The organism is Pseudomonas lini (assembly GCF_964063345.1).
Classification (GTDB): domain Bacteria; phylum Pseudomonadota; class Gammaproteobacteria; order Pseudomonadales; family Pseudomonadaceae; genus Aquipseudomonas; species Aquipseudomonas lini_B.
Genome location: NZ_OZ061318.1, coordinates 5,378,202 through 5,396,050, shown reverse-complemented (window position 1 = coordinate 5,396,050; position 17,849 = coordinate 5,378,202). Strand labels below are relative to the sequence as shown.

Here is a 17,849-nt window from a genome sequence, read left to right as displayed (position 1 = left end):
CCGCTGGACTGCGCAGCAGTCCCATTTTTGGGGGCGCTTCGCGCCCCAGCGGGAGCAAGCTCCCTCGCCACACAAGCCCGCTCCCACAGGTTCTATGTTCTGCTCTTTATTCCTGGATCACGTCGGCACCCTTGGGGATGTCGAACTTGAATTTGGACGCAGGAATCGGCTCGTTGGCCTTCACGCCAGTAAACAAAATATTGGTGCGCTGACCGACGCTGTCAATCAGTTGCATGTCATTGACCAGACCGTTGCGGAACGACAGACGCAGGCTGTCGAACAGGGTGTCTTTGGTTTTCGGCTTCAGGGTGAAGTCGATCACGCCGCCGGCTTCCTTGGCGCTGATGTCGAAGCTCTGGCTGATCTTGGACACGTCACCGGACAACAGCAGCGCAGGAGTCTGGGTCAGGCGCTGGTCGAGGGTCTTGATGGTGACCTGCTCCAGGTCCGGGTCCCACAGGGAAACCTTCTTGCCATCGGACACCATCAGCTGCTCTTGCGGCGCATCGGTGTGCCAGTAGAACAGGCCTGGGCGCTGCAAGGACATTTGACCGGCGGTTTCCTGCAACTGGGTGCCGCTGCCGTCGAGGGTCAGCTGGGAGAAACGCGCGGTCAGGGTCTGGGATTTTTCCAGCAGTTGAGTCAGACGCGCCACGTCCTTGTCATCGGCGTGGGCCGAGAGCGTGGTCAAAGCCAGTACCGGCAGCAACAACATGCGGATAAGACGCATGGGAGTCCTCATAAACATTCGTGGGAGTGCGGGCGGCGTCTCAAGACACCGCCCCTTTCAAAACCGGATCAGTCGCGCACCGGGCCAGGGGCCAGGACTTCACGCGAACCGTTGGTGTTCATGGACGTCACGACCCCGGCCATTTCCATGGCTTCGATCATGCGCGCCGCGCGGTTGTAGCCGATTTTCAGCTTGCGCTGAACCGCGGAGATGGACGCGCGACGGCTTTCCAGTACGAACTGCACCGCTTCGTCGTAGAGCGCATCGGTTTCGGCATCATCGTCACCGCCACCACCGCCGTTTTCAAAACCGCTACCGGCCTCTTCGACACCGGCGAGGATGTCATCGTTGTACTCCGGTGCGCCGCGCAGTTTCCAGGCTTCAACCACCCGGTGAACCTCGTCATCGGACACGAACGCACCGTGAACACGAATCGGCAGACTGGTGCCCGGAGGCATGTACAACATATCACCGTGGCCTAGCAGTTGTTCGGCGCCGCCCTGGTCGATGATGGTCCGCGAATCGATCTTGCTCGATACCTGGAACGCCATACGGGTCGGAATGTTCGCCTTGATCAGACCGGTGATCACGTCCACCGAAGGACGCTGGGTCGCGAGGATCAAGTGGATACCGGCCGCACGGGCCTTCTGGGCGATACGGGCGATCAGTTCTTCAACCTTCTTGCCGACGATCATCATCATGTCGGCGAATTCGTCGACGACCACGACAATGGTCGGCAGTTTTTGCAGCAGTGGCGCTTCGTCGTGGATGCTTTCGCGCTTGTACAGCGGATCGCTCAACGGCTCGCCAGCGTCCTGGGCTTCCTTGACCTTGGCGTTGAAGCCCGACAGGTTACGCACGCCCATCTTCGCCATCAGCTTGTAGCGCCGCTCCATCTCGGCGACGCTCCAGCGCAAGGCGTTGGCGGCGTCCTTCATGTCGGTGACCACCGGGCACAGCAGGTGCGGAATGCCTTCGTAGATCGACAGCTCAAGCATTTTCGGGTCGATCATGATCAGTTTGGCGTCTTCAGGGCCAGACTTGAACAGAATCGACAGGATCATCGCGTTCACACCCACCGACTTACCGGAACCGGTCGTACCGGCCACCAGCAAGTGCGGCATTTTCGCCAGGTCGGTGATGACCGGTTTGCCGCCGATATCATGACCCAGGGCCAGGGTGACCGGGGACTTGAAGTTATCGTACTCGGGGGTCGACAAGACCTCGGAGAAGCGCACGATCTGCCGGTCTTCGTTGGGGATTTCGATACCGACCGTGGTCTTGCCCGGAATCACTTCCACGACACGCACACTGGTCACGGCCAGGGAACGGGCCAGGTCTTTCGCCAGGTTGGAGATGCGGCTGACTTTGACGCCGGCCGCAGGCTGGATTTCGTAACGGGTAATGACCGGGCCCGGGTGAATCGAATCCACCGAGACTTCGACGCCGAATTCCTTGAGCTTGATTTCCAGCAAGTGGCCGACGGCCGCCAGGGATTCAGGCGAATAATTGAGTTGTTTCTTTTCTGCCGGGTCGAGAATCGAGATCGGCGGCAAGGTGCCTTCCACGGCGCTGTCGACGAACAACGGCGCCTGTTTCTCTTTTTCCACGCGTTTGCTGGGCGCTGCGGGTTTGGGCGGAGCCGGGGCAATCACCGGCGGTACCTGTTTCTCGCGCTCGGACATGTGCTTGCTCAAGGCCTGCTCGCGCTCGATCAGGCGCTCCTTGACCTTGGCCTGCTCGCGTTTGTCGGTGACGGTCGGCGCGACCACGTCATGCACGCGATCGTCGACTTCACGCAGTTGGGCGACCAGTTGCTTGCGTTCCATACGGGCTGCCCACCAGCGATTGGCCGCGCCCTGAAACAGTTCGAACAGATCAAGGGTGATCTTGCCGGTGACGTCCATCACCTTGAACCACGACAGGTCGGTGAACACTGTCAGGCCGAACAGGAACAGCGCGATGAACAACAACGTGCTGCCCTGGATGTTCAGCGCGTTCCGGGCCAGATCGCCGAGGCTTTCGCCCAAAGCGCCACCCGCGCCGGCCGGCAGACCGGTCGCCGCATGGAAATGGATGTGGGCCAGCGCTGCACCCGACAGCACCAGAAACACCAGGCCGATCAGGCGCCAGGAGAACAGCCAGCCGCTCCACTGCCACGGCTCGTGGCGCTGGCGGAAGATCTGATACGCCTTGATCGCCAGCAACAACGGGAAAATGTAGGCGAAGTAACCCAGGACCATGAACAGGATGTCGGCGCTGTAAGAGCCGGCCGGCCCGCCGAAGTTCTGCACATCGTCGATCTTGCTGTTATGGCTCCAGCCCGGGTCGTCCTTGCCGTAGGTCAACAAGGCCATCATCAGGAACAGGCACAAGGCGCCGATGGCGATCAATGCACCTTCCTTGAGCCGGTAGTGCAATTGCTGGCGCCAGAGCGGGACGACTGTTTTAGGTGCTGCGGTGGATTTCTTCAAAACGCTTCTTTTCCTGCGCCCATGGCGCGTCCATCTGTTGAATGACTATAAAAACTGCCCAATCCAGGCAGGTAAAAAAGTTAACAGGCGCAACTGGGACTACTTTTAACACTGCGCCCCGGTTTTTCGAAATACGGCACGCAGCGCTTTTTTGATACAAACACTGTTACAAGCGAGCATTGTACGGGTTTGTTCACCCGATGCCATGCTTGAGACCTTGGGTGCAGCATAGTCAACAGCACAGTACGCGCGGTCCAATTTGAGCATGCATTCTCTTTTGTGACAAAGGCTTATGAGGTGTTTTTATGACTGAAGCGAAGCATTCCCGCCTGATCATTCTGGGTTCCGGCCCTGCCGGTTACAGCGCAGCCGTTTATGCCGCTCGCGCCAACCTCAAACCCGTTGTCATCACCGGCATACAGGCAGGTGGCCAGCTGACCACCACCGTCGAAGTCGACAACTGGCCCGGCGACGTCGAAGGCCTGACCGGCCCGGTACTGATGGAACGCATGCAAAAACACGCCGAACGCTTCGACACAGAGATCGTTTACGACCACATCCATACGGCCAAGTTGCAACAGCGCCCGTTCGAGCTCATCGGCGACAGCGGCACCTACACCTGCGATGCGCTGATTATCGCCACCGGCGCTTCGGCCCAATACCTGGGGCTGCCATCGGAAGAAGCCTTCGCCGGCAAAGGGGTTTCGGCCTGTGCCACTTGCGATGGCTTCTTCTACCGCAACCAGGTGGTCGCAGTGATCGGTGGAGGTAATACGGCCGTTGAAGAAGCGCTGTACCTGTCGAACATCGCCAAGGAAGTCCACCTGATTCACCGTCGCGACAAACTGCGCTCGGAGAAGATCCTCCAGGACAAACTCTTCGAAAAAGCCGCCAACGGCAATATCCGCCTGCACTGGAACCAGAATCTGGACGAAGTACTGGGCGACGCCAGCGGCGTGACCGGTGCCCGCCTGCGGCACAGCCATACGGGCGAAACCAATGAATTGCCGCTGGCCGGCGTATTCATCGCCATCGGCCACAAACCCAACACCGATCTGTTTCAGGGCCAGCTGAAAATGCGTGACGGCTACCTGCTGGTCAAGGGCGGCAGCGAAGGTGACGCCACTGCCACCGACATCGAAGGCGTGTTCGCCGCCGGTGATGTGGCCGATCATGTTTACCGCCAGGCGGTGACGTCCGCCGGGGCTGGCTGCATGGCCGCGCTGGATGCCGAGAAGTATCTCGATGACATCCCCACCGTTTGACGGTTAACCTCCTACAAGGCGGGCGCAACGGCCCGCTACCGCCCTCCCCTTCTGCAAGCCCGGATGCCATGCTGACTTGGTTACAACGCAACACCCTGACTTTCCCGCCGCTGGAAAAAGCCATGCGCGACCCCAACGGGCTGCTGGCCGCGGGTGGCGATTTGTCCGCCGATCGCCTGATTCAAGCCTATCGTCACGGCTGCTTTCCGTGGTTCTCGGAGGGTCAGCCGATTCTCTGGTGGTCGCCAGATCCGCGCACAGTACTGTTTCCCGACGAACTGCATGTCTCCCGCAGCTTGAACAAACTGCTGCGCCAACAGCGCTATCAAGTGACCTTCGATCGGGATTTTGCCGCGGTCATCCGCGCCTGCGCCGCACCGCGCGAGTACGCTGACGGCACCTGGATCACCCAAGCGATGCAGGACGCCTACGTCGAACTGCACAGGCGTGGTTACGCCCACTCGGTGGAGGTCTGGGACGATGGCGTGCTGGTCGGCGGGCTCTACGGCCTGGCTATGGGGCAGTTGTTTTTTGGCGAGTCGATGTTCAGCCGCGCCGACAACGCCTCCAAATATGGCTTCGCCACCCTGGTGCGCCACCTGAAAGACTCAGGTTTTGTGCTGATCGACTGCCAGATGCCTACCGATCATCTGCACAGTTTGGGTGCTCGAGCGATTCCCCGCCGCGAATTTGCCGGCTACCTTGCGCGACACCTGGATCAACCGGGCCGTGCCACCTGGGTTTGCTGAGCGACTTTTGCGCGCGTGGCTTACACTTAATGCGGGGAAACGAGTTGAGAACGCCCCCCCAATCAAAAGCTTATCCCGAGGGTTGATCATGACCGAGTTGGCGCGTTTGAAGTTCTATGCCACTCAGCCCCACTCTTGCAGTTATCTGCCCGAGGAGCAGGCCACGACGCTGTTCCTCGACCCTAGCCAGCCCATGGATGTGCATGTCTATGCAGACCTGTCTGAAATGGGTTTCCGTCGCAGTGGCGATCATCTCTACCGGCCCCATTGCCAGCATTGCAATGCGTGCGTACCGGCGCGCATTCCTGTGGCGCAATTTACGCCCAACCGTCAGCAGAAACGCATTGTCAAACGCAATGCCGACTTGCAGGTGCGTCCGACCAGACCAAAGTTCAGCGAAGAGCATTTCGACCTCTATCAGCGCTACATCGAACAACGTCACGCCGATGGCGATATGTATCCGCCAAGCCGCGACCAGTTTTCGACCTTCCTGGTGCGTGACCTGCCGTTCTCCCGCTTCTACGAATTTCGCCTCGAAGGCCGACTGCTGGCAGTGGCCGTCACTGACTTGCTGCCCAACGGTTTGTCGGCGGTCTACACCTTCTACGAGCCCGGCGAGGAGCGTCGCAGCCTGGGGCGTTACGCGATTCTCTGGCAGATCGCCGAGGCCCGGCGCCTGGGGCTGGAAGCGGTCTATCTCGGCTACTGGATCAAAAACTGCAAAAAAATGAGCTACAAGACCCAATATCGCCCTATCGAACTGCTGATTAATCAGCGTTGGGTCATCCTGAGCTAGAACCCCTTGGCTTAAACCCCATTTTTCGGGCACAATGCACGCCGCTTTTGCCTGGCGCAGTTGCACCGGGCCATTCATTGGACACCGAGGGCTTTACTGCATGTCGAAAGAAGACAGCTTCGAAATGGAAGGCACTGTCGTCGACACCCTGCCCAACACCATGTTTCGTGTGGAGTTGGAAAATGGGCACGTCGTAACCGCGCATATTTCCGGCAAGATGCGCAAGAACTACATCCGTATTCTTACCGGCGACAAAGTGCGCGTCGAGCTGACGCCCTATGACTTGAGCAAAGGGCGCATCACCTACCGCGCTCGCTAATCAAGTCAATACAAAACGCCCGGCTATGCCGGGCGTTTTTGTTTGTGCGTGAATTAGCTGCCACATTTCGAGCCATTGCACAGATCCTGTGGGAGCGGGCTTGCCCGCGATAGCGGTGGGTCTGCTTGCCCGGATGCTGAATGTGCCGCCGCCTTCGCGGGCAAGCCCGCTCCCTCAGGGTTTTGTGCTTATCGCTTGAAATCGACCCGACAGCAAAAAGGCGCCAATCGGCGCCTTTTTGCTTTGTTGCGGTGTAACGTCAGGCCATTTCAGCCGTGGTCTCGAACTCGAAGGTCAGCTCGCCGTCCTTGATGTCGATGTGTACCACACCGCCATGTTCGGCCAGTTCGCCAAAGAGGATCTCTTCGGCCAGTGGACGCTTGATCTTGTCCTGGATCAAACGCGCCATCGGACGAGCGCCCATTGCCGAGTCGTAGCCACCGGCCGCCAGCCAACTGCGAGCCGCGTCGGTGACTTCCAGCAGCACACGCTTGTCTTCCAGCTGCGCCTGAAGTTCGGTAAGGAACTTGTCCACCACGCTTTTGATGACCTCATGACTGAGGCGACCAAACTGGATAATGGTGTCCAGACGGTTACGGAATTCCGGCGTGAAGCTCTTCTTGATCACTTCCATCGCATCGGACGAGTGGTCCTGATAGGTGAAACCGATCGAAGCACGCGCTGCAGTCTCGGCACCGGCGTTAGTCGTCATGATGACGATCACGTTACGGAAGTCCGCCTTGCGCCCGTTGTTATCGGTCAGCGTACCGTGGTCCATGACCTGCAGCAGCAGGTTGAAGACTTCCGGATGCGCCTTCTCGATTTCATCGAGCAGCAGCACGCAGTGAGGCTGCTTGGTGATGGCTTCGGTCAGCAGACCGCCCTGATCGAACCCGACATAGCCTGGAGGTGCACCGATCAGACGCGATACGGTGTGGCGCTCCATGTACTCGGACATGTCGAAGCGAACCAGTTCGACTCCCAACGCCTTGGCCAATTGCCGCGCGGCCTCGGTTTTACCCACACCGGTCGGCCCTGCGAACAGGAACGAACCGACGGGCTTGTCAGGCGACTTGAGGCCGGCACGGGACAGTTTGATCGCGGTCGACAGCGAGTCGATCGCCGCATCCTGGCCAAATACCGTGAGTTTCAGGTCACGCTCAAGGTTACGCAGCAGCTCTTTGTCGGAACTGGTGACGTGCTTTGGCGGAATTCGCGCAATTTTCGCGACGATGTCCTCGACCTGAGGCACTTCGATGCGTTTCACGCGCTTCTCGATCGGTTGCAGACGCTGATAGGCGCCCGCCTCGTCGATAACGTCGATGGCCTTGTCCGGCATGTGCCGGTCATTGATGTAACGCGAGGCCAGTTCAGCAGCGGCGCGCAGGGCTTCATCGCTGTATTCGATGTTGTGGTGCGCTTCGAAACGCCCTTTCAGGCCACGCAGGATGCCAATGGTGTCTTCCACCGAAGGTTCCGATACATCAACCTTCTGGAAGCGCCGAGCCAGGGCACGGTCCTTCTCGAAGATCCCGCGGAATTCCTGGAACGTGGTCGAACCGATGCAGCGAATGTCGCCCGAAGACAGCAATGGCTTGAGCAGGTTCGAAGCATCCATGACGCCACCGGACGCAGCGCCCGCACCAATGATGGTGTGGATCTCGTCGATGAACAGAATCGCCTGCGGACGTTTTTTCAGCTCATTGAGCAGCGCCTTGAAGCGCTTCTCGAAATCGCCGCGATATTTGGTCCCGGCCAGCAAGGCCCCCAGATCGAGGGAATACACCACGCTGTTGGCCAGCAGATCCGGCACCTGGTTGTCGACAATGCGTTTGGCCAGGCCTTCGGCAATCGCGGTTTTACCCACGCCCGCCTCGCCCACCAGCAGCGGATTGTTTTTGCGACGACGCGCGAGGATCTGCGCGACACGCTCGACTTCCAGCTCACGGCCTACCAACGGATCGATACGACCCTGGCGCGCGAGTTCGTTGAGGTTGCTGGCATAAGCATCCAGAGGATTGCCTGAAGAAGAAGACTCACCGCCCTCGTCGTCCTGCATATCTTGCTCACCTTCAGAGTGATCGCCATGCCCCGGTACCTTGGAAATGCCATGGGCGATGTAGTTGACGACATCGATGCGCGCAACGCTCTGCTGTTTCAGCAGAAACACTGCCTGACTCTCTTGCTCACTGAAGATTGCGACCAGCACGTTGGCGCCAGTCACTTCGCGTTTGCCCGAGCTCTGTACGTGAAAGACAGCACGCTGCAATACACGCTGGAAGCCCAGGGTTGGCTGGGTTTCACGATCCTCGTCATGAAGAGGGATCAATGGCGTGGTGGAGTCGATGAACTCCTGCAGATCATGCTTGAGTTTGTCGAGGTTTGCGCCGCAGGCACGCAAAACGGTGGCGGCAGCCTCATTATCCAATAGGGCCAGCAGAAGGTGCTCGACGGTCATGAATTCATGACGCTTCGAACGAGCCTCCTTGAAGGCAAGATTGAGGGTGACTTCGAGCTCGCGGTTTAACATAGCTTCACCTCATACCCAAGTGGTCGGCGATTAACCGTCCTTCTCGATTTCACAGAGTAGCGGATGCTGGCTTTCCCTGGCGTACTGGTTGACCTGCATGGCCTTGGTCTCGGCGATGTCGCGGGTAAACACTCCACATACTGCCCGTCCTTCTGTGTGGACGGCCAGCATGACCTTGGTCGCCAGCTCGCGATTCAGGTTAAAAAACACCTCGAGCACTTCGACGACGAAATCCATCGGTGTGTAGTCATCATTGAACAAAACCACCTTGTACATCGGTGGCGCCTGTAAAGCAGGCTTAGCCTCCTGAACAGCAATGCCTGCGGAATCGTCGTCGTGTTCCTCCGGGTGATCTTTTTGGAGAGCCGGGCGATCCTGATTGAATGTTAGTCGAATCTGGCTGATTGCATGCATGGAAAGAAAGGTTCGTCAGTTGTGCAAATACAGTGGTGGGGGCGCTCATGAACGTTTTCAACTCCGACTGCCCGGTCACCTTGACTATCGGTAAATCGGTGTTACAAACAATAGAGCCCACAGTGGGTAAAAAAGGTCCGCGGAGTCAATCTTAATTACAAGATTAGACTGCGGATTAACTGGATGATACTCCAGTGATGGAGTCTGTTGCAGAGGGATATGAGTATGGCTGTCGGCAAGGTGAAATGGTTCAACAATGCCAAGGGGTTCGGTTTCATTAACACCGACGCCAGAGAAGGTCGCGACGAGGATGGCAAGGACATCGATTTCTTTGCCCACTTTTCGGCTATTGAAATGGACGGATACAAAACCCTCAAGGCTGGGCAAATCGTTAGCTTCGATATTGTTCAGGGCCCCAAAGGGCTGCATGCAGTAAAGATCGCGTCTGCCACCTCTCCGAACGAACAGAGCGCCACTGCCACCCGGCAAGAAACAGTGTCGGGCTGACGCAGCTCGTCATCCAGCCATAAAAAAACCGCCCGAAGGCGGTTTTTTTGTCAGCTGGTTTACGTGTGCGGCTTACATATGCGAGATGAGCGCATCACCAAACGCGGAAGACGACAGCAGTTTCGCGCCCTCCATCAGACGTTCGAAGTCATAGGTCACGGTTTTCGCGGAGATCGCGCCGTTGGTGCCTTTGATGATCAGGTCGGCCGCTTCGGTCCAGCCCATGTGACGCAGCATCATCTCAGCGGACAGAATCAGCGAACCCGGGTTGACCTGGTCCTTGCCGGCGTATTTCGGCGCAGTACCGTGGGTCGCTTCGAACATGGCCACGGTGTCGGACAGGTTGGCACCCGGCGCGATACCGATACCGCCCACTTCGGCCGCCAGGGCGTCGGAGAGGTAGTCGCCATTGAGGTTCAGGGTCGCAATCACATCGTACTCGGCCGGACGCAGCAGGATCTGCTGGAGCATGGCGTCGGCGATGGCGTCCTTGACGATGACGTTCTTGCCGGTTTTCGGGTTCTTGAATTGCATCCACGGACCGCCGTCGAGCAGGGTCGCGCCGAATTCTTCAGCGGCCACTTCGTAGGCCCATTCCTTGAAGGCACCTTCGGTGAACTTCATGATGTTGCCTTTGTGCACGATGGTCAGCGAGTCGCGGTCATTGTCGACCACATACTGCAGAGCCTTGCGCGCCAGACGCTTGGTGCCTTCCAGGGAAACCGGCTTGACGCCGATACCGCAGTTTTCGTCGAAACGGATCTTGGTGACACCCATTTCTTCTTTAAGGAACTTGATGACCTTGGTCGCTTCCGGCGAACCGGCTTTCCATTCGATACCGGCATAAATGTCTTCCGAGTTTTCACGGAAGATGGTCATGTCGACATCGCCAGGCTTCTTGACCGGGCTCGGTACGCCTTCGAACCAGCGCACCGGGCGCAGGCACACATACAGGTCGAGCTGCTGACGCAGGGCCACGTTCAGCGAACGGATGCCACCCCCGACCGGCGTGGTCAGAGGGCCCTTGATGGAAACCACGTAATCCTTGACCGCGTCCAGGGTTTCCTGAGGCAGCCAGGTGTCCTGATCGTAAACCTGAGTCGCTTTCTCCCCGGCGTAGACTTCCATCCAGGAAATTTTGCGCTCGCCGCCGTAAGCCTTCTTAACAGCAGCATCGACAACCTTGATCATGACCGGGCTGATATCAACGCCAATACCATCGCCTTCAATGAAGGGGATGATCGGGTTGTTAGGAACATTGAGAGAATGGTCCGCGTTGACGGTGATTTTGTCGCCGACGGCTGGAACCTGAATCTTCTTGTATCCCATGCTGTACTCCATTGTTTGGATTGAACATCTGGCTGCGTTCGAGCGTACCCCAGTTAAATCGGCGCGCAAACCCTATGTTCCGACCATCTGCCGCAAAGCTGCACAGTTCGCGACGTACAAGCCTGAAAGCAAAGGGAAAAGCGCCAAACTCAAGCACGGCGAATGACTCTACGCCCCACACCGGCCTGCGACCTTTAGACCAATGGACGAAAAACGTTGCCTATGAACCATCGGCAGATTGCCAGCTACCTATGTATAATGCCGCCGCTGACCACAGAGTCACGACGGCCGACCGCTCTATCACAAGACGTTGGGCCCGAATAAGCCGGATTGCTACCGCAGTCCACCCGCTTGACGCTCGACTGATGCACCCAACATCACCGCGAAGAAATCTCGACATTCGGCTCATGGATGACTTTGAACGAACGCGCTTACCCGGCGCCCCTCGAGTTTCTGCGCACGCTTTAGCAAAGAAGAGAGAGTTAATCCGAATATGCCCACCCGCTCGAAGATCATCTATACCTTCACCGACGAAGCCCCAGCCCTCGCCACCTATTCACTGTTGCCTATCGTAGAGGCTTTCACCGCCTCGGCTGATATCGCCGTTGAAACCCGCGATATCTCTCTTGCAGGGCGCATTCTGGCCAGCTTCCCCGAGCAATTGGGTGACAAAGCCGTAGCCGACCACCTCGCCGAACTGGGCGACCTGGCCGTTACGCCTGAAGCCAACATCATCAAGCTGCCGAACATCAGCGCTTCGGTTCCGCAATTGCAGGCCGCGATCAAAGAGCTGCAAGCCCAGGGCTTCGCACTGCCGGACTACCCTGAAACAGTGACCAGCGATGCCGACAAGCTCGCCAAGTCGCGTTACGACAAGATCAAGGGCAGCGCCGTGAACCCGGTTCTGCGCGAAGGTAACTCCGATCGTCGCGCACCGCTGTCGGTCAAGAACTACGCGCGCAAGCACCCGCACAAAATGGGCGCATGGGCCAAAGACTCCAAGTCCCACGTCGCTCACATGAGCACCGGCGATTTCTACGGCAGCGAAAAAGCCGCCCTGATCGACGCCGCTGACGCCGTCAAAATCGAACTGATCGCTCAAGACGGCACCACCACCGTCCTGAAAGAAAAAACCACCGTGCAAGCCGGTGAGATCCTCGATTGCGCCGTTCTGAGCAAAAAAGCGCTGCGCAGCTTCATCGCAGCCGAGATCGAAGACGCCAAAGCCAAAGGCGTGCTGCTGTCGGTTCACCTGAAAGCCACCATGATGAAGGTCTCCGACCCGATCATGTTCGGCCAGATCGTTGCCGAGTTCTATAAAGACGCACTGGCCAAGCACGCTGACGTGCTGGCGCAGATCGGCTTCAACCTGAACAACGGCATCGGCGACCTGTACGCTCGCATCAAGGCTTTGCCTGCCGAGCAACAAGCGCAGATCGAAGCTGATATCCAGGCGGTCTACGCCGTTCGTCCGTCGTTGGCCATGGTCAACTCCGACAAAGGCATCACCAACCTGCACGTGCCGAGCGACGTCATCGTCGACGCCTCGATGCCAGCGATGATCCGTGACTCCGGCAAAATGTGGGGCACTGACGGCCAGCTGCACGACACCAAGGCTGTGATCCCGGATCGCTGCTACGCCACCATCTACCAGGCGGTGATCGAAGACTGCAAGGCTAACGGCGCTTTCGATCCAACCACCATGGGCAGCGTGCCAAACGTTGGCCTGATGGCGAAGAAAGCCGAAGAGTACGGCTCGCACGACAAGACTTTCCAGATCAAGGCAAATGGCGTGGTTCGGGTTTCCGACGGTGCCGGCCGCACTCTGCTGGAACAGTCGGTTGAAGCCGGCGACATCTTCCGCATGTGCCAGACCAAAGACGCGCCGATCCAGGATTGGGTCAAACTGGCCGTCAACCGTGCCCGTGCAAGCGCAACTCCGGCCATTTTCTGGCTGGACCCAATGCGCGCCCACGACGGCGTAGTGATCGAGAAAGTTCAGGCGTACCTGAAGGATCACGACACTTCCGGCCTGGACATCCGCATCATGTCGCCAGTCGACGCAATGAAGTTCACCCTGGACCGCACTCGCGAAGGCAAGGACACCATCTCGGTGACCGGCAACGTATTGCGCGACTACCTGACTGACCTGTTCCCGATCATGGAACTGGGCACCAGCGCCAAGATGCTGTCGATCGTTCCGCTGATGAACGGCGGTGGTCTGTTCGAAACCGGCGCTGGCGGTTCGGCACCGAAGCACGTTCAACAGCTGCTGGAAGAGAACTTCCTGCGCTGGGATTCCCTGGGTGAGTTCCTGGCCCTGGCCGCTTCCCTTGAGCACTTGGGTGTTACCTACAACAACCCTAAAGCGCTGGTGCTGGCCAAGACCCTGGATCAGGCCACTGGCCAGTTCCTGGACAACAACAAGTCGCCATCGCGCAAAGTCGGCAACATCGACAACCGCGGCAGCCACTTCTACCTGGCGCTGTACTGGGCTCAAGCCCTGGCCGCCCAGACCGAAGATACTGCACTGCAAGCGCAGTTTGGCGAACTGGCCAAAACCCTGGCCGAGAATGAAGCAACCATCGTTGCCGAACTCAACGCCGTTCAGGGCAAGCCAGTGGACATCGGCGGTTACTACCACGCCAATGCCGAGCTGATCAGCAAGGCCATGCGCCCGAGCAACACCTTCAACGCCGCGATTGCTGCGCTGGTTTAAGGTTGTAAGGATGCAAAGAAGCCCCGGCCCAGTGCCGGGGTTTCTGTTTCTGGTTTCTACACATATCTATCTGTCGAAACAAAACCCTGTGGGAGCTGGCTTGCCTGCGATAGCCATTTATCATTCAACATTGATGTCGACTGACCCACCGCCATCGCAGGCAAGCCAGCTCCCACAGGATCGGGTTTCAACATTCAAACTGAGGAAGACTCATGGATTGGCTACCCCACATCACCGTTGCCACCATCGTCGAAGACAATGGTCGTTTCCTGATGGTCGAAGAACTCAAGCACGGACAAACGGTGCTCAACCAACCGGCCGGCCATCTGGACCCGGACGAAACCCTGATCGAAGCCGCCGTTCGTGAAACCCTTGAGGAAACCGGCTGGGACGTCGAACCGACCGGCGTGGTGGGCATTTATCTCTATACCGCCCCGAGCAACGGCGTGACTTACCAGCGGGTCTGCTTCACCGCAAAACCGCTCAAACACCACCCGGACTATCAGCTGGATGACGGTATCGTCGGCGCAAAATGGCTGACGCGTGACGAACTGCTGCAACAGCGCGCAAACTGGCGCAGTGAGCTGATCATCCGCTGTATCGATGATTATCTGGACGGCAAACACTTCAGCCTCGAGCTGATCCGTCCTTCTCTTTAGCCTTGCGGGCTCCGGCCTGCTAGAATCGCGTCCTTTTTCAAGACACTCATTGAATCCCTATGCGTGATCCAGCCCCTTCTGACACACAAAAGAAGCGCGTCATTGTCGGCATGTCCGGCGGCGTGGACTCTTCCGTTTCCGCTCTCCTGCTGATCGAGCAGGGCTATGAGGTGGAAGGCCTGTTCATGAAGAACTGGGAAGAAGACGATGGAACGGAATACTGCACCGCCATGGATGACCTGGCGGACGCTCAGGCCGTGTGCGACAAGATTGGTATCAAGCTGCACACCGCCAACTTCGCCGCCGAGTACTGGGACAACGTGTTCGAGCATTTCCTGGCCGAATACAAGGCCGGTCGCACGCCGAACCCGGACATCCTCTGCAACCGCGAAATCAAGTTCAAGGCGTTCCTCGACTACGCCATGATGCTCGGCGCCGACCTGATCGCCACCGGCCACTATGTGCGCCGCCGCGACATCGATGGTCGCACCGAATTGCTCAAGGGCCTGGATCCGAACAAGGACCAGAGCTACTTCCTACACGCCGTCGGCGGTGAACAGATCGCCAAGACTCTGTTCCCGGTCGGCGAGCTGGAAAAACCCGAAGTGCGCGCGATTGCCGAGAAACACGACCTGGCCACCGCGAAGAAAAAGGATTCCACCGGAATCTGCTTTATCGGCGAACGCCGTTTCAGCGACTTCCTCAAGCAATACCTGCCGGCCCAGCCAGGCGAGATCAAGACCACCGAAGGCGAAGTCATCGGCCGTCACCACGGCTTGATGTATCACACTATCGGCCAGCGCCAGGGCCTGGGCATCGGCGGCTTGAAAGACGCCGGTGACGAGCCGTGGTATGTGCTGATCAAGGACCTGGAACACAACGAGCTGATCGTTGGCCAAGGCAATGACCACCCTTATTTGTTCTCCCGCGCCCTGCTCGCCTCGGACATCTATTGGGTCAACCCGATCGATTTGACCGAGCCGCGCAAACTGACCGCCAAGGTGCGTTATCGCCAGAGCGACCAGCCTTGCACGCTGGAAAAGACCGCCAGCGGCTACCGCGCGACCTTCGATGACCCGCAACGCGCGGTCACCCCAGGCCAATCCGTGGTGTTCTACGACGGCGAAATCTGCCTCGGCGGTGGCGTGATCGAAGTGGCCGAACCCTGGACCAGCAAGGGTCAGCGTTCATGAGCCCGACTCAGGAGCAACTGACGGCCCTGGGCGGTGTGTTTCTCGCCGCCGTACTGGTCGACAAAATCGCCAAGAGTGGCCAGACCAACGAAGCCGGCCTGACCTGCATGCTCGGCAGCCTGTTGATTCGCGACCCCAAGGACACGCTGGAAGTCTATGGCGGTGACGACATCAATCTGCGTGAAGGCTACCGCGCATTGATCGGCGCCCTGGAGCGCGACCCCAGCACCCTTCAGCGCGAACCGCTGCGCTATGCCCTGTCAATGCTGGGGCTGGAGCGTCAATTGGCCAAGCGCGAAGACATGCTGGAAGTGATCGGCAAGCGTTTGCCACAGATCCAGTCCCAGGTCGAACACTTCGGGCCGGCTCATGAAAACGTAATCGCCGCCTGCGGTGCGCTGTATCAGGACACCCTGAGCACCCTGCGCCAACGGATTCAGGTGCATGGTGACATGCGCAACCTGCAGCAACCGAGCAATGCCTCAAAGATTCGCGCGCTGTTGCTGGCCGGGATCCGTTCGGCACGCCTGTGGCGTCAGTTGGGCGGTCATCGCTGGCAGTTGGTGATCAGCCGGCGCAAGCTGCTTAAAGAGCTTTACCCGCTGATGCGCAGCAGCTGAACCGCGCCCGCAATACCGCTTTGTAGTCAGTAACGCGTAATACGCCGGTCAGTTGGCAACGGACCGGCGGATTTTTTCATGTATGATACGCGCCCCATTTCGTTGCCCGACTGTCCGAGAACACCCCATGCAGCTCTCTTCGCTCACTGCGGTTTCCCCTGTTGACGGCCGCTACGCCGGCAAAACCCAGGCCCTGCGCCCGATTTTCAGCGAATACGGTCTGATCCGTGCTCGCGTCCTGGTTGAAGTGCGCTGGCTCCAGCGCCTGGCCGCTCACCCTGCCATCAGCGAAGTGCCGGCGTTCTCCGCCGAAGCCAACGCTGTATTGAACACCCTGGCGGAAAACTTCTCTCTGGAGCACGCCGAGCGTGTCAAAGAGATCGAGCGCACCACCAACCACGACGTCAAAGCCATCGAATACCTGCTCAAAGAGCAAGCGGCCAAGCTGCCAGAACTGGCTGCCGTCAGCGAATTCATCCACTTTGCCTGCACCAGCGAGGACATCAACAACCTGTCCCACGCCCTGATGCTGCGCGAAGGCCGTGATGATGTGATGCTGCCGCTGATGCGCCAGACCTGCGACGCCATCCGCGAGCTGGCCATCCGTTTCGCTGACGTGCCGATGCTGTCGCGTACCCACGGTCAACCGGCCTCGCCGACCACCCTGGGCAAGGAGCTGGCGAACGTGGTCTACCGTCTGGAGCGTCAAATCGCTCAAGTCGCCGCCGTTCCGCTGCTGGGCAAGATCAACGGCGCTGTCGGCAACTACAACGCTCACCTGTCGGCCTACCCTGAGATCGACTGGGAAGCCAACGCCCGCGCCTTCATCGAAGACGAGCTGGGCCTGGGCTTCAACCCGTACACCACGCAGATCGAACCGCACGACTACATCGCCGAGCTGTTCGACGCGATCGCGCGCTTCAACACCATCCTGATCGACTTCGACCGCGACATCTGGGGCTACATCTCCCTGGGTTATTTCAAACAGCGCACCATCGCTGGCGAAATCGGCTCGTCGACCATGCCGCACAAGGTCAACCCGATCGACTTCGAAAACTCCGAAGGCAACCTGGGTATCGCCAACGCACTGTTCCAGCACTTGGCGAGCAAGCTGCCGATCTCCCGCTGGCAGCGTGACCTGACCGACTCCACCGTACTGCGCAACCTCGGTGTTGGCTTCGCCCACAGCGTGATCGCGTACGAAGCCAGCCTCAAAGGCATCAGCAAACTGGAGCTCAACCAGCAGAAGATTGCCGCTGACCTGGACGCGTGCTGGGAAGTGCTGGCCGAGCCGATCCAGACGGTAATGCGTCGCTACAACATCGAAAACCCGTACGAAAAACTGAAAGAGTTGACCCGTGGCAAAGGCATCAGCCCTGAAGCACTGCAAACTTTCATTGACGGCCTGGACATGCCAGCCGCCGCCAAGGCTGAGCTGAAACTGCTCACCCCGGCAAACTACATCGGTAACGCTGTAGCGCAAGCCAAACGCATCTGATCGACCGCTTTACCCGTTTGAGACGCCCGGCAGCGCCGGGCGTTTTT

At 58.6% G+C, this 17,849-nt stretch carries 15 protein-coding genes; 10 read left to right on the top strand and 5 right to left on the bottom strand.

The window, feature by feature from the left end:
* Positions 1-106 precede the first annotated feature (106 nt).
* Together lolA and AB3226_RS24470 are read right to left on the bottom strand one after the other, a co-directional pair.
* Complete coding sequence (gene lolA / locus AB3226_RS24475; RefSeq protein WP_007904916.1) at positions 107-730, bottom strand: outer membrane lipoprotein chaperone LolA; 624 nt, start codon at positions 728-730, stop codon at positions 107-109.
* Between the two features lie 68 nt (positions 731-798).
* On the bottom strand, positions 799-3,204 hold the full coding sequence (locus AB3226_RS24470) for a DNA translocase FtsK (protein WP_367374948.1): 2,406 nt from the start codon (positions 3,202-3,204) through the stop codon (positions 799-801).
* Between the two features lie 305 nt (positions 3,205-3,509).
* Here AB3226_RS24470 and trxB point away from each other — a divergent pair, with 305 nt between their 5' ends.
* The 4 genes from trxB (at position 3,510) to infA (ending at position 6,333) form a co-directional block, all read left to right on the top strand.
* Positions 3,510-4,469 (top strand): thioredoxin-disulfide reductase, encoded by a 960-nt coding sequence (gene trxB, locus AB3226_RS24465; protein ID WP_367374947.1) that lies wholly within the window; start codon positions 3,510-3,512, stop codon positions 4,467-4,469.
* Between the two features lie 68 nt (positions 4,470-4,537).
* Positions 4,538-5,218 (top strand): leucyl/phenylalanyl-tRNA--protein transferase, encoded by a 681-nt coding sequence (aat, locus tag AB3226_RS24460; protein WP_367374946.1) that lies wholly within the window; start codon positions 4,538-4,540, stop codon positions 5,216-5,218.
* Positions 5,219-5,306: 88 nt separating this feature from the next.
* Positions 5,307-6,014: an arginyltransferase gene (locus AB3226_RS24455; protein ID WP_367374945.1), complete on the top strand. Its 708-nt coding sequence runs from the start codon at positions 5,307-5,309 to the stop codon at positions 6,012-6,014.
* Positions 6,015-6,114: 100 nt separating this feature from the next.
* Positions 6,115-6,333: a translation initiation factor IF-1 gene (infA, locus tag AB3226_RS24450; RefSeq protein WP_002553999.1), complete on the top strand. Its 219-nt coding sequence runs from the start codon at positions 6,115-6,117 to the stop codon at positions 6,331-6,333.
* A gap of 259 nt (positions 6,334-6,592) precedes the next feature.
* Here infA and clpA read toward each other — a convergent pair whose 3' ends face one another.
* Together clpA and clpS are read right to left on the bottom strand one after the other, a co-directional pair.
* Positions 6,593-8,863: an ATP-dependent Clp protease ATP-binding subunit ClpA gene (clpA, locus tag AB3226_RS24445; protein ID WP_038982525.1), complete on the bottom strand. Its 2,271-nt coding sequence runs from the start codon at positions 8,861-8,863 to the stop codon at positions 6,593-6,595.
* Positions 8,864-8,893: 30 nt separating this feature from the next.
* A complete protein-coding gene (gene clpS / locus AB3226_RS24440; RefSeq protein WP_038982524.1) occupies positions 8,894-9,277 on the bottom strand; it encodes an ATP-dependent Clp protease adapter ClpS in 384 nt (127 codons plus the stop codon).
* Between the two features lie 225 nt (positions 9,278-9,502).
* Between clpS and AB3226_RS24435 the strand changes: the two genes are divergently transcribed.
* Entirely contained in the window at positions 9,503-9,784 is a 282-nt protein-coding gene (locus AB3226_RS24435; protein ID WP_367374944.1) for a cold shock domain-containing protein, read from the top strand.
* A gap of 72 nt (positions 9,785-9,856) precedes the next feature.
* Here AB3226_RS24435 and icd read toward each other — a convergent pair whose 3' ends face one another.
* The gene (gene icd / locus AB3226_RS24430; RefSeq protein ID WP_007905029.1) at positions 9,857-11,113 is read right to left on the bottom strand and encodes an NADP-dependent isocitrate dehydrogenase; all 1,257 of its coding nucleotides are present in this window, start codon (positions 11,111-11,113) and stop codon (positions 9,857-9,859) included.
* A 493-nt stretch (positions 11,114-11,606) separates the two neighbouring features.
* Between icd and AB3226_RS24425 the strand changes: the two genes are divergently transcribed.
* The 5 genes from AB3226_RS24425 to purB all read left to right on the top strand — a co-directional run bounded on the left by AB3226_RS24425 (position 11,607) and on the right by purB (position 17,802).
* Positions 11,607-13,832 carry an NADP-dependent isocitrate dehydrogenase gene (locus AB3226_RS24425; protein ID WP_367374943.1) on the top strand — a complete coding sequence of 742 codons (2,226 nt, stop codon included), beginning with the start codon at positions 11,607-11,609 and terminating at the stop codon, positions 13,830-13,832.
* A 212-nt stretch (positions 13,833-14,044) separates the two neighbouring features.
* Positions 14,045-14,491 (top strand): NUDIX hydrolase, encoded by a 447-nt coding sequence (locus AB3226_RS24420; RefSeq protein WP_008014882.1) that lies wholly within the window; start codon positions 14,045-14,047, stop codon positions 14,489-14,491.
* A gap of 59 nt (positions 14,492-14,550) precedes the next feature.
* Positions 14,551-15,684, top strand: a complete 1,134-nt coding sequence (gene mnmA, locus AB3226_RS24415; RefSeq protein ID WP_007905035.1) for a tRNA 2-thiouridine(34) synthase MnmA — start codon at positions 14,551-14,553, stop codon at positions 15,682-15,684.
* Complete coding sequence (gene hflD, locus AB3226_RS24410) at positions 15,681-16,304, top strand: high frequency lysogenization protein HflD (RefSeq protein WP_048396927.1); 624 nt, start codon at positions 15,681-15,683, stop codon at positions 16,302-16,304. The genes mnmA and hflD overlap by 4 nt, the downstream gene beginning before the upstream one ends.
* A 127-nt stretch (positions 16,305-16,431) precedes the next feature.
* A complete protein-coding gene (purB, locus tag AB3226_RS24405) occupies positions 16,432-17,802 on the top strand; it encodes an adenylosuccinate lyase (protein WP_367374942.1) in 1,371 nt (456 codons plus the stop codon).
* Positions 17,803-17,849: the final 47 nt, after the last annotated feature.

Excerpts from the sequence above, each read along its gene's own strand:
- lolA (WP_007904916.1), bottom strand. The coding sequence starts at position 730 with ATGCGTCTTATCCGCATGTTGTTGCTGCCGGTACTGGCTTTGACCACG.
- trxB (WP_367374947.1), top strand. The coding sequence starts at position 3,510 with ATGACTGAAGCGAAGCATTCCCGCCTGATCATTCTGGGTTCCGGCCCT.
- aat (WP_367374946.1), top strand. The coding sequence starts at position 4,538 with ATGCTGACTTGGTTACAACGCAACACCCTGACTTTCCCGCCGCTGGAA.
- AB3226_RS24455 (WP_367374945.1), top strand. The coding sequence starts at position 5,307 with ATGACCGAGTTGGCGCGTTTGAAGTTCTATGCCACTCAGCCCCACTCT.
- infA (WP_002553999.1), top strand. The coding sequence starts at position 6,115 with ATGTCGAAAGAAGACAGCTTCGAAATGGAAGGCACTGTCGTCGACACC.
- clpA (WP_038982525.1), bottom strand. The coding sequence starts at position 8,863 with ATGTTAAACCGCGAGCTCGAAGTCACCCTCAATCTTGCCTTCAAGGAG.
- clpS (WP_038982524.1), bottom strand. The coding sequence starts at position 9,277 with ATGCATGCAATCAGCCAGATTCGACTAACATTCAATCAGGATCGCCCG.
- AB3226_RS24435 (WP_367374944.1), top strand. The coding sequence starts at position 9,503 with ATGGCTGTCGGCAAGGTGAAATGGTTCAACAATGCCAAGGGGTTCGGT.
- icd (WP_007905029.1), bottom strand. The coding sequence starts at position 11,113 with ATGGGATACAAGAAGATTCAGGTTCCAGCCGTCGGCGACAAAATCACC.
- AB3226_RS24425 (WP_367374943.1), top strand. The coding sequence starts at position 11,607 with ATGCCCACCCGCTCGAAGATCATCTATACCTTCACCGACGAAGCCCCA.
- AB3226_RS24420 (WP_008014882.1), top strand. The coding sequence starts at position 14,045 with ATGGATTGGCTACCCCACATCACCGTTGCCACCATCGTCGAAGACAAT.
- mnmA (WP_007905035.1), top strand. The coding sequence starts at position 14,551 with ATGCGTGATCCAGCCCCTTCTGACACACAAAAGAAGCGCGTCATTGTC.
- hflD (WP_048396927.1), top strand. The coding sequence starts at position 15,681 with ATGAGCCCGACTCAGGAGCAACTGACGGCCCTGGGCGGTGTGTTTCTC.
- purB (WP_367374942.1), top strand. The coding sequence starts at position 16,432 with ATGCAGCTCTCTTCGCTCACTGCGGTTTCCCCTGTTGACGGCCGCTAC.